Here is an 11,570-nt window from a genome sequence, read left to right as displayed (position 1 = left end):
CTCTTTCGGATCCCTCGGGGACTATTCGCCGGCTACGAACCGTGGGAAAGCCAGGTCGCCCGCGTAGCGCGCGGCGTCGCCGAGCGCCTCCTCGATGCGCAGCAACTGGTTGTACTTGGCCACCCGCTCGCTGCGGGCCGGCGCCCCGGTCTTGATCTGACCGCTGCCGACCGCCACCGCCAGATCGGCGATGGTGGTGTCCTCGGTCTCGCCGCTGCGATGGCTCATCATCGTGCGGTAGCCGCTGTTGTGCGCGAGCGCGACAGCGTCGAGTGTTTCGGTCAGCGTGCCAATCTGGTTGACCTTCACCAGAAGTGCGTTGGCCGCACCCCGCTCGATACCTTCCTCGAGCCGTTCGGGGTTGGTGACGAACAAGTCGTCGCCGACCAGTTGTACCCGGTCGCCGATCGCGGTGGTCAGCTCGACCCAGCCGTCCCAGTCATCCTCGGACAGCGGATCCTCGATAGACACCAGCGCGTAGGAGTCCAGCAGACCGGCGTAGAACTCCGCCATCTGCGCAGCGGTGCGGGTCTCCTTTTCGAAGGCGTAACCCGTTCCCTGCGTGTAGAACTCGGTGGCTGCGACATCGAGCGCCAGCGCCACATCGGTGCCAAGCGTGAGGCCGGCGCCCTCGATGGCGGTGCCGATCAGATCCAAGGCGGCCTTGGTGCCAGGCAGGTCAGGGGCGAAACCGCCCTCGTCGCCCAACCCGGTGGACAGGCCCTGCTTCTTGAGCACCGACTTCAGCGAGTGGTACACCTCGGCACCCCAGCGCAGCGCCTCCTTGAAGCTCGGCGCGCCGATCGGGGCAATCATGAACTCCTGGACGTCGACACCGGTGTCGGCGTGCGCGCCACCGTTGATGATGTTCATCATCGGCACCGGCAGGATGTGGGCGTTCGGGCCACCCAGGTAGCGGAACAGCGGCAACCCGGCGGAATCCGCGGCGGCCTTGGCCACCGCCAGGGAGACGCCGAGGATCGCGTTGGCGCCCAGCCGTGACTTGTCGGGGGTGCCGTCCAGATCGAGCAGCGCCTGATCGATCAGCCGTTGATCGTCGGCGGACAGCCCGATGACCGCCGGGGCAATCTCGTCGAGCACCGCCTCGACGGCCTTCTCCACACCCTTGCCGCCGTAGCGGGCGGCGCCGTCGCGCAGCTCGACCGCTTCATGCTCGCCGGTCGATGCGCCGGACGGGACGGCCGCGCGAGCGAAGGTGCCGTCAATCAGGGCCACCTCGACCTCGACGGTCGGGTTGCCGCGGGAGTCGAGAATCTCGCGGGCCGCAACCTGCTCGATGATGGGCACTTGGCTTTCTCCTTACCGTCGTGGTGTGCGACGAACGTGCTCGTCGGGCAATGGGCTGACCATCCGATGACCGCTCATAGCCTAGATGGTCAGGAGTCCAGAAGCGCTCCTGGCGCCGGAGTCAGAGCGCATGACCTTGGGCATACGCCGTCGCCCAGTCCCGGACGGTGCGGGCGTACTGATCGGAGTGGTTGTAGGCGTGCAGCGCGTTCATCCAGCCCCGCGGCGAGGCCAGGTCCTTGCCGCGGAAGCACAGATACCCGGCCGCAGACAGCGCGGCGTCGTCGATGTTGTCCGGGCTGATCACCCCGTCGTTGTTGGCGTCGACGCCGTAGAGCCGCCACGTTTCTGGGATGAACTGCATGGGCCCCATCGCCCGGGCGTAGACCGGCTCATCACCGTCGCGCGACTGTTCGCTGTCGATAATCTCCAGGTTGCCGTTGGTGCCGTCGAGGTGCACGCCGCGGATCGGCGGGGTGACGTCGCCGTTGGGCGCGATGACGGCGTCCCGGTAGGTGCCGTGATGGCTCTCGACCATGCCGATCCCAGCCAGCGTCGTCCAGGCCAGATGACAGTCCGGGTTCTCAACCTCGGCCACCCGCGCGGCGTAGGCGTAGGCCTCCAGCGCGGTTATCGGGATGCCGAGCGCAGGCGCCCGTTGCGCCGCCCAGTCATACAGCTGGTCAGCGGGCCGGCCCTTGGCATGAGTATCGACCGCGGGCACCGGATCACCCGGCGGCGGCGGTACACCGTCTGGAATCGGGGTGCCGAGCTGCCATGAGCAGCTCGAGGCCATCAGCATGGCAGCCGCCGCAACGACGGCGACAATCCGCAGCCAACGCGTTGACGACACAGCACTCCTCGAACCCAATCAACCTTCTCATCGTCCCATGCGTTCTGGGTCATTGGTCCCCACCGACGATGCCAACGAGGCGATAACTTCGTTACCTCCCGTCTGTTAAGGTGAGCCCACCCTTGCTTTGGTAAGCCTTGCTTACCTGGGATTATCCAAGTTAGTTAGGACTCGCCGAATGACTGACGTGGCGGCTGTTGCGACCGGTATCCACACAACACTCAGTGCGGCCGCCCCCAACATCACCGCTCAGCTGTTCGGTAGCGGGCTGATCGGCCTGCGGGAAGGCCTGGAAGCCGGGATCATCGTCATGGTCCTCGTCGCGTTCCTGGTGAAATCCGACCGCCGCGACGCCCTCAAATGGGTGTGGCTCGGCGTCGGCGCGGCCGTTCTGATGACGGTCGGCGTCTTCCTCACGATCCAATACGGCACCTACACCGTGAAGGACCTCGCCGCCGAGGCCATCGCCGGAGTGGCGTCGCTGGTGGCCGTCGCGATCGTCACCTCGATGGTGCTGTGGATGCGCAAGGCCTCCGCCAGCATGTCCGGTGAACTGCGGGCCGGGATGTCGAAGGCGCTCGAGACCGGCGCACTCGCGGTATTCATGCTGGCGTTCCTGGCCGTGGGCCGGGAGGGCTTCGAGACGGCGCTGTTCATGGTCGGCTACGCCGAGGCGGAGACCGCCTGGCCGCTGCTGGGCCTGCTGATCGGCGTGCTGGCCGCCGGCGCGATCGCCTGGGGCATGTACGCCGGCGCGGTGCGGATCAACCTGGCCAAATTTTTCAAGTACACCGGCGTCTTTTTGATCGTGGTCGCCGCGGGTGTCCTGTCCTACGGTATCGGCGCGATGCAGACCGTGGGCTGGCTGCCCGGCCTCGGCTCCAAGGCCTTCGACATCAGCGCGGGATTCAATTGGTCGGCCTGGTACGGCGAGATCATCCAGGGCGTCTTCAACGTCACCCCGACCCCGACGGTGCTGCAGCTCATCTGCTGGCTGACCTACATCGTCGTCGTGCTCGCCCTGTTCCTGCGGCCCACCCGCCCGAAGCCGCAACAAGCCCACGTCGACGTTTCCACCAAAGATCACCAAGCCTCCGAAGGTTCGGAGGACTCCCCCCTCTCTGAAAGGTCCCCTCAGTGACGCTCACCCACGGCATCAAGACCGGTACTGCCGCTGCCGCGGCGATCCTGGCCGGAGTCTCCATGGCAGCCTGCACGGCCAAAGAGACCAAGTCCGCGGACTCGAGCACCAAAGCACCCTCCGAGATCACGGTCAACGCCTCCGACACCGAGTGCAAGCTGTCCGGCACGCAGGCCGGGACCGGACCGAGCACCTTCGTGATCACCAACAACGGGACCAAAGTCACCGAGTTCTACGTGTACGGCGAGGGCGAGCGGGTCATGGGTGAGGTCGAGAACATCTCCCCCGGACTGCAGCGCAAGCTGGTCGTACAGCTCGGCGAGCCGGGCAAGTATCAGACCGCGTGCAAACCGGGCATGATCGGCGACGGCATTCGCGCCGACTTCACCGTGACCGGCAACGCCGTCGCGGTCGATGAGAAGGGCGAGTTCAAGGAAGCCGCCGAGAGCTACAAGCGCTACGTCAACAGCCAGACCGACGCCCTGATCCCGGCCACTCAGCTGTTTGTCGACGCCGTGAAGAAGGGCGACGTCGCGGCGGCCAAGGCGCAGTACCCGATCGCACGCACCTACTACGAGCGCATCGAGCCGGTGGCCGAGTCGTTCCCCGACGACCTCGACCCGCGCATCGACCTTCGTGAGGCCGACCTGGAACCCGGCCAGAAGTGGACCGGTTTCCACGCGCTGGAGAAGCAGCTGTGGGTCACCGGCCTGCAGCCCGACGCCAACGCGCTGGCCGACCAGCTGATGGCTGACGTCAAGGAGCTCAACGACGGCGTCAAGGCACCGGGTTGGACCATCGACTCCACCCAGATCGCCGGCGGCGCACAGGGTCTGCTCGACGAGATCGCCGCAAGCAAGATCAGCGGCGAAGAAGACATCTTCAGCCACACCGACCTGTGGGACTTCCAGGCCAACGTGGACGGTTCGCAGACCGCGGTCGCGTCGGTTCGCCCGATCCTCGACAGCCGCAACGCCGAGCTGGGCAAGCAGGTCGACAAGGGCTTCGCCGACGTCGAGGCACTGCTGGCCAAGTACCGCAGCGGTGATGGGTTCGTGCTGTACAACACGGTGACCGAACCCCAGCGCCAGGAACTTTCGCGCGCGATCGATGCCCTCAGCAAGAACGTCAGCCAGGTGCAGGGTGTCATCGCTCCCCAGTAACGCCGACGGCGATCCGCAGCTGACCCAGCCGGCTCAGCCCGCATCGCCCGGCTTATCTCGACGCAAGCTCTTCGGCGCCGCTGGTGTGACGGCCGCGGTGGTCGGCGCGGCCGGCGCCGGGGCGCTGGCCGGGCGGGCGTCGGCGGCCGACTCGCATACCGGTGGGCTGGACAAGCCGGTGCCGTTCCGCGGCGAACACCAGGCCGGGATCGTGACCCCCGCCCAGGATCGGATGCACTTCGCCACGTTCGACGTCACCACCGACTCCAAGGCCGACATCGTCGCCATGCTCAAAGAGTGGACTGGCATGGCCGAGCGAATGACCGCCGGTGAAGAAGCCGTGCGCGACGGTGCCATCGGGCTCAATCCCTATGCGCCGCCGGCGGATACCGGCGAGGCGCTGGGCCTGCCGCCGTCTCAGCTGACGCTGACCATCGGGTTCGGCCCGACGTTCTTCCTCAAGGACGGTAAGGACCGTTTCGGAATCGCCGGCCTCAAGCCGCAGCTGCTGGAGAACCTGCCGAAGTTCCCCAACGAGACGATGGACCCGGCCCGCTGCGGCGGCGATATCGTCGTGCAGGCGTGCGCCAACGACCCCCAGGTGGCGGTGCACGCCATCCGCAACCTGGCCCGGGTCGGCTTCGGCACGGTGGCTGTGCGCTACTCCCAGCTGGGGTTCGGCCGCACCTCGTCGACCACCCGCGAGCAGGCCACCCCGCGAAACCTGTTCGGGTTCAAAGACGGAACCAACAACATCAAGTCCGACGAAACCGACACCCTCAACCAGCAGGTATGGGTGGAGAAAGGCGACGGGCCGGACTGGATGACCGGCGGCAGCTACATGATCAGCCGACGCATCCGGATGCGCATCGAGTCTTGGGACCGCACAACGCTTCTCGAGCAGGAGCGGGTCATCGGCCGGCAGAAGGGCAGCGGCGCACCCAACGGGCTGACTCAGGAGTTCGAGGAGCTCAACCTCGATCTCGTCGACAACAAGAACACCCCGTTGATCGACGTCAACGCCCACGTGCGGCTGGCATCGCATCAGCACCTCAACGGGATCCGGATCCTACGCCGCGGCTACAACTTCACCGACGGCTCCGACGGATTCGGGCACCTGGACGCCGGGCTGTTCTTCATCGCATTCGTACGGAATCCGGTGACCCAGTTCATCCCGATGCAGATGGAACTGGCCCGCCGCGATGCGCTCAACGAGTACATCACCCACAACGGCAGCGCGATCTTCGCCATCCCACCGGGGCTGCGCGACGGCGACTACTGGGGTTCGACGCTGCTCGGCTGATCTGCCTCTGGCACGTCGAGTTGCTCGTGCTCGTCCGGCTCGGCCAGGTCGAGATCCTCGACGGCGATCTCGGGCACCTCGAATTCCTCGTCTCCCCCATCGACGAGGACCATCTCGACATCATCGAGCAGATCGTCGTCACCGGAGACCACCTCAGGCACCAGCAGATCTTCCAGCGGCTCGCCGACCGGCGCCGGCCAGTGCTGACGCCACTCGTCGGCACTGACCACACCCAGCGGCGCAGCGACGTCGAGCTGGCTGGGCACATCGGCATCGCGGCGGTTCGCCGCGATCGCGCGTTCGACCGCGCGCACAGTGTCCATAAACTCCAGAACCTCGGTACGCAGCTCGTTTTCGGCGTCCTTATCGGCCGCCACCGTCACTGTCACGATCGACGCCGGGATGAACGCTGCCGGCACTCCCGCGGTCAGGACTCGGGCAATCACCTTCTGCGCCAACGCCAGCGCCGGCTGACCGGTGGGCACATCATCGACGCAGGAAAGGCGGCCGCCGTCGCCCATCTTTTCAGCCGCCTTGCGCTCCTCCCACTGGGCCAGCTGGTCCTCCAGTGAGATCGATTCGCCGGCCAGCACCGCGGGCACCCGATTGCCGAGCTTGCGCACCAGCGCGTCGGCGACATCATCGATGGTGAATGCGTGCTGCGATGCTTCCTCAGCGATTCGAGCGTGAAAGAGCACCTGCAGCAACACATCTCCGAGCTCGTCGCGCAGCTCGTTGAGGTTGCCGCCACGCACCGCGTCGAACAGCTCGTAGGTTTCCTCAAGGAGATAGCGCCGCAGCGAGTCGTGCGTCTGTTCGCTCTCCCACGGCCCGGCGGTGCGCAGCTTGTCCATGATCGCGACCGCGTCGACCAGGCGTTCGCCGGCCTGCGGCTCGGGCACCGCGATCAACCGCTCCCCTGCCGCGAGCCTGGCTCGGACCGCAGGGTGTTCGCGGTCCGAGGACAACAGCACCGGCGCCTGCTGTTCGTGGGCTCCGGTCAGCAACGGCCGCGCCGACGGCAGCGACCACGGCACCTTGACCGGCATTTCCTCGGTGTATTGCACGTCGCCACTCAGTAACTCGACGGCGTCGACAGGCACCAGCGCGGGACGGCGCGGATCGACAAGGATGACGGTCACCGCCGCTCTCCCTTCTGCGCGCCAGCGGGTGTGAAGGTGGTTATATCAACCGTGCCCTGCGGCTGTCCGTCAAGTGCGAGCAGCAGATCGGCGACCATCTGCACCAATTCCAGGTCACGGATCCGCGGTGCGCCGACACCGCTGCCCGACCGCGGGATCGGCACCTGCACCGTCGAGGTCGTCGCCCGATAGCCGGCACCGGGATACACCCGCTTCAGGCGCAACTGCGCAGAGTCGGGCAGCGTCAGCGGCGACACCCGAATCGTTGTGGCAGAACCACTCCCGGTTGCGGCCACTTCAGTCACCCCATAGCCGCGGCACAGCATGCGCAGACGGGCCACCGCCAGCAGCCGCTGCGCGGGTTCGGGCAGCGGCCCGTAGCGGTCGGTCAGTTCCTCCACGACCGAGGCGATGCCCGCGTCGTCGGTGGCGGCGGCCAGCCGGCGATAGGCCTCCAGCCGCAGCCGGTCACTGGCGATGTACTCCGGCGGCAGGTGCGCGTCGACGGGTAGCTCGAGCCGAACGTCCTTGGGTTCTTCAGCCGTGGTGACCGTCTGTCCGTCGGCAGCGGCTCGGTACGCCTCGACGGCCTCGCCCACCAGCCGGACGTACAGGTCGAACCCGACGCCGGCGACGTGACCGGACTGCTCGACGCCGAGCACATTGCCGGCGCCGCGAATCTCCAAGTCCTTCATGGCCACTGCCATTCCCGCGCCAAGCTCGTTGTTCTGCGCGATGGTGGCCAGCCGGTCGTAGGCGGTCTCGGTGAGCGGCATTTCCTTGGGGTAGAGGAAGTAGGCATAGCCCCGCTCGCGGCTGCGCCCGACCCGCCCGCGCAACTGGTGTAGCTGGGATAGGCCGAAGGTGTCGGCACGTTCGACGATCAGGGTGTTGGCGTTGGAAATGTCCAGACCGGTTTCGACGATCGTGGTGCAGACCAGGATGTCGTACTCGCGGTTCCAGAAGCCCTCGACGGTGCGCTCCAGCTGTTCTTCGGGCATCTGGCCGTGCGCGACCACCACCCGCGCCTCGGGAACCAGCTGCCTGATCCGGGCCGCGGCGCTGTCGATACTGGCGACCCTGTTATGGATGTAGAAGACCTGCCCGTCACGCAGCAACTCGCGGCGAAGCGCGGCGGTGACCTGCTTGTCGTCGTGCGGGCCGACGTAGGTCAGCACCGGGTAACGCTCCTCGGGCGGGGTGAGAATGGTCGACATCTCCCGGATGCCGGCCAGGCTCATCTCCAGGGTGCGCGGGATCGGGGTGGCGCTCATGGTGAGCACGTCGACGTGGCTGCGCAGCGCCTTGATGTGTTCCTTGTGCTCGACGCCGAAACGCTGCTCCTCATCGACGATCACCAGGCCGAGGTCCTTCCACCGCACGGCGGTCTGCAGCAGCCGGTGGGTGCCGATCACGATGTCGACACTGCCGTCGGCCATGCCCTCGACGACCGCGCGGGACTCGCTGGGGTCGGTGAATCGCGACAGGCCCTTCACCGTCACCGGGAAGCCGGCCGTCCGGGCGGTGAACGTCTGCAGATGCTGGTCGGCCAGCAGCGTGGTGGGCACCAGGACGGCGACCTGCTTGCCGTCCTGCACGGCCTTGAACGCCGCCCGCACCGCGATCTCGGTCTTGCCGTAACCGACGTCACCGCAGATCACCCGGTCCATCGGCACCGGCTTCTCCATGTCGGCCTTGACCTCTTGGATCGCGGTGAGCTGGTCGATGGTCTCGGTGAACCCGAACGCATCCTCCATCTCGGCCTGCCACGGGGTGTCCGGCCCGAAGGCGTGCCCGGGCGCGGCCTGCCGCTTGGCGTAGAGCGCCACCAGCTCGCTGGCGATCTCACGAACCGCCTTGCGCGCCTTGGTTTTCGTGTTCGTCCAGTCGCTGCCGCCGAGGCGGCTCAGGCTGGGTTCCTGGCCACCGACGTAGCGCGACAGCTGATCCAGCGAGTCCATCGGCACGAACAGTTTGTCGGCTCCCTGGCCGCGCTTACTCGACCCGTACTCCAACACCAGGTACTCGCGGCGCGCACCGCCCACGGTGCGCTCGACCATTTCGACGAACCGGCCGATGCCGTGCTGGTCGTGAACCACCAGGTCGCCGGCGGTCAGTGCCAGCGGGTCAACGGTGTTGCGGCGCTTGGCGGCCAGCCGCTTGCCTTCGGGGGCGGCCACCCGGTTGCCGGTCAGGTCTGTCTCGGTGATGACCACGAGGTTGGCGCCGGGCACGATGATGCCGTCGTGCAGCGGGCCCCGAAGGACGCCCACCACCCCTTGTTTGGGCGCCTCACCCGGCTCGAGCATCCCCGCCGGGATGTCGCGTTCGCCGAGTTGCTCGACGACGCGGTGGGCGGTGCCGGTGCCGGGGGCCACAACCGCGCCATACCCGCCGGTGAGAACGTGGGCGCGCAGCATCGCGAAGATCTCATCGACGGTGCTCTGCTGGCCGCGCGCCGACGGGGCGGTGCGGACCTCTAGTTCGATGGCGTCCTCAGCGGCAAGCTGACTCAACGTCCACCAGGGGTGGTTGCTCGCCCGGGCCGCCTCGCGGACGTCCTCGAGATCACGGAAGCCGGAACCGCCGAGCTGCTCGACGTCGATCGGGGCGTCACCGCCGATGGCGGCGACCGACCACGTCGCCTCTAGGAACTCGCGCCCGGTCGCGATCAGGTCGGCCGCGCGGGTGCGCACCTTCTCCGGGTCGCAGATCAGCAGCGGGGTATCAGCCGGCAGATGGTCGATGAGCAGGGCGAGCTCGTCGGGGCGTAGCACCGGCTGCAGCGCCTCCATTCCGTCGACCGGGATGCCCTCGGCGATCTTGGCGAGCATCTCTCCGACGCTGCCGGTGATGTGGTTGTCGTCGAGCGGGCGCGTCTCGATGAGCTTGGTGGCACGGGCTCGCACCTCGTCGGTCAGCAGCAGCTCACGGCAGGGCACCGCGACCACCGTGCCGACCTCGATCTCGGGGATCGAGCGTTGGTCGGCGACGGCGAACATCCGTATCTCGGTGATCTCGTCGCCCCAGAACTCCACCCGGACCGGATGTTCGGCGGTCGGCGGGAACACATCGAGAATGCCGCCGCGGACGGCGAATTCACCGCGTTTGCCGACCATGTCGACGCGGGAGTAGGCCAGCTCGACCAGGCGCGCCACCAGGGCGTCGAAATCGAACTCGGCGCCGACGTACAGAGTCACCGGCTCGATATCGGCCAAGTCCGGGGCCATCGGCTGCAGCAGCGAACGTGCCGTCGTCACCACCACACGCAGTGCCGGCCCCAGCCGGCGGTCGTCGGGGTGCGCCAGCCGGTACAGCACCATCAGGCGCGCACCCACAGTGTCAACGCCGGGAGACAGCCGCTCGTGGGGCAGCGTCTCCCAGGACGGAAACATCACGGCCGCGTCGCCGAACACACCGCGCAGTTCGGCGGTCAGGTCGTCGGCCTCGCGCCCCGTTGCGGTCACCACGAGCAGCGGCGCGCCGCGGGCCAGCGCGCACGCGGCATACAACTGTGCACTGGCCGGGCCGACCAGGCTGAGCTCTTCGGGACGCTCGGTGGCGCGCTGCGCGAGTTCGACGAAAGCCGGCGCGGTGAGCGCCAAATCGACCAGCCCCGCTATCGGGGTCTGGACATGCGGGTGCCCCGGTGCGGTCATGATCACCTCATCCTAGGCAAGACCACCGAAGGCGTTGCTGCGGGCCGCGATTCGCCTGTCGCTGTGACGCAGGTCGCGTCGGGTCTAGTCGCCGCCAGCCGCCTTCATGTCAGCGACCGTAAAGCCGGGGTCTGCAATGCCGTCTTGTCCTTTCCACAGCGGACTCATCGAGTCTTCGTCCGCGTAGTGACACAGAGCGTGGTCGAGCAGCACGACTGTCGCGCCGTGCGCATCGCTAAGCCGGCGCGCCGCCACCTTGACCACCTGCTGGACATCCTCAAGCCGCTCGGCCGTTGTCAGCCCCCGCCAGTGTGCGTGCGACGTTTCGGCCCATTATCGCAGCTCGGGCCGCTACTCACCCTCTATCTGCGGATCCGCTTCCAGGTGGGTCAGCCCGTTCCACATCAGGTTCACCAGATGCGCGGCGACCATTTCTTTCTTCGGCTCTCGAGTGTCCAGCCACCATTGCGCGGTCATCGAGACCGAGCCGACCAAGGCCTGGGCGTACAGCGGGGCCAATCCGGGGTCGAGCCCGCGGCGGGCGAAATCGCCGGCCAGGATCGACGACACCTGGCTGACCGCATCGTTGAGCAGGCTGGAGTAGGTGCCGGTGCTGATCGCGGCGGGTGAGTCACGGATCAGGATGCGGAAGCCGTCGGTGCGCTCCTCGACGTAGGTCAGCAGGGCCAGCGCCACCCGTTCGACGCGCACCCGGGACCGGTTGTTGGTCAGCGAGGAGGTGATGCCGTCGAGCAAGGCCGACATCTCGCGGTCGACCACCACCGCGTACAGACCCTCTTTGCCGCCGAAATGCTCGTAGACCACCGGTTTGGAGACGTTGGCGCGCTGGGCGATCTCCTCGATAGAAGTGCCCTCGTAGCCGCGTTCGGCGAACAGTGTGCGGGCCACGTCGATCAGCTGGCGGCGACGTTCGGTACCGGTCATCCGGGCGCGCGGCGCCTTCGGCTCCTTCTCCGGTGCTGCCACGCTGTGAGCCTTCC

8 protein-coding genes and 1 pseudogene are annotated in these 11,570 nt (G+C 67.3%); 3 read left to right on the top strand and 6 right to left on the bottom strand.

Features of this window, described 5'->3' with window-relative positions; all coding sequences use genetic code 11:
* Positions 1-21: 21 nt before the first annotated feature.
* Together eno and G6N38_RS16770 are read right to left on the bottom strand one after the other, a co-directional pair.
* Positions 22-1,308 carry a phosphopyruvate hydratase gene (gene eno, locus G6N38_RS16775; RefSeq protein ID WP_163749240.1) on the bottom strand — a complete coding sequence of 429 codons (1,287 nt, stop codon included), beginning with the start codon at positions 1,306-1,308 and terminating at the stop codon, positions 22-24.
* A 121-nt stretch (positions 1,309-1,429) separates the two neighbouring features.
* A complete protein-coding gene (locus G6N38_RS16770) occupies positions 1,430-2,161 on the bottom strand; it encodes a lytic transglycosylase domain-containing protein (protein ID WP_163749239.1) in 732 nt (243 codons plus the stop codon).
* Positions 2,162-2,339: 178 nt separating this feature from the next.
* Here G6N38_RS16770 and efeU point away from each other — a divergent pair, with 178 nt between their 5' ends.
* From efeU to efeB, 3 genes are all read left to right on the top strand, one after another.
* A complete protein-coding gene (gene efeU, locus G6N38_RS16765) occupies positions 2,340-3,302 on the top strand; it encodes an iron uptake transporter permease EfeU (RefSeq protein ID WP_163749238.1) in 963 nt (320 codons plus the stop codon).
* A gap of 62 nt (positions 3,303-3,364) precedes the next feature.
* Positions 3,365-4,465, top strand: coding sequence for an iron uptake system protein EfeO (gene efeO / locus G6N38_RS16760; protein WP_246228032.1), 1,101 nt, complete (start codon positions 3,365-3,367; stop codon positions 4,463-4,465).
* Entirely contained in the window at positions 4,446-5,768 is a 1,323-nt protein-coding gene (gene efeB / locus G6N38_RS16755; protein WP_246227260.1) for an iron uptake transporter deferrochelatase/peroxidase subunit, read from the top strand. The genes efeO and efeB overlap by 20 nt, the downstream gene beginning before the upstream one ends.
* Positions 5,769-5,947: 179 nt before the next feature.
* Here the strand turns inward: efeB and G6N38_RS16750 are convergent.
* From G6N38_RS16750 to G6N38_RS16735, 4 genes and pseudogenes are all read right to left on the bottom strand, one after another.
* A pseudogene (locus G6N38_RS16750) lies at positions 5,948-6,910 on the bottom strand (nucleoside triphosphate pyrophosphohydrolase); the annotation flags it as partial.
* Positions 6,907-10,569: a transcription-repair coupling factor gene (gene mfd, locus G6N38_RS16745; RefSeq protein ID WP_163749234.1), complete on the bottom strand. Its 3,663-nt coding sequence runs from the start codon at positions 10,567-10,569 to the stop codon at positions 6,907-6,909. The pseudogene G6N38_RS16750 and the gene mfd, both read right to left, overlap by 4 nt.
* An 84-nt stretch (positions 10,570-10,653) precedes the next feature.
* Positions 10,654-10,833 carry a hypothetical protein gene (locus G6N38_RS16740; protein ID WP_179968400.1) on the bottom strand — a complete coding sequence of 60 codons (180 nt, stop codon included), beginning with the start codon at positions 10,831-10,833 and terminating at the stop codon, positions 10,654-10,656.
* An 87-nt stretch (positions 10,834-10,920) separates the two neighbouring features.
* Positions 10,921-11,514, bottom strand: a complete 594-nt coding sequence (locus tag G6N38_RS16735) for a TetR/AcrR family transcriptional regulator (protein WP_246228031.1) — start codon at positions 11,512-11,514, stop codon at positions 10,921-10,923.
* Positions 11,515-11,570: the final 56 nt, after the last annotated feature.

It is taken from the genome of Mycolicibacterium helvum, assembly GCF_010731895.1.
Lineage (GTDB): Bacteria > Actinomycetota > Actinomycetes > Mycobacteriales > Mycobacteriaceae > Mycobacterium > Mycobacterium helvum.
Note: the sequence above shows the minus strand (reverse complement) of the source record. Positions and strands in the feature narration are given on the sequence as shown.

What these genes read in the sequence shown, in the direction of transcription:
- efeU (WP_163749238.1), top strand. Translation starts at nt 2,340, where the DNA reads ATGACTGACGTGGCGGCTGTTGCGACCGGTATCCACACAACACTCAGT.
- efeO (WP_246228032.1), top strand. Translation starts at nt 3,365, where the DNA reads ATGGCAGCCTGCACGGCCAAAGAGACCAAGTCCGCGGACTCGAGCACC.
- mfd (WP_163749234.1), bottom strand. Translation starts at nt 10,569, where the DNA reads ATGACCGCACCGGGGCACCCGCATGTCCAGACCCCGATAGCGGGGCTG.
- G6N38_RS16735 (WP_246228031.1), bottom strand. Translation starts at nt 11,514, where the DNA reads ATGACCGGTACCGAACGTCGCCGCCAGCTGATCGACGTGGCCCGCACA.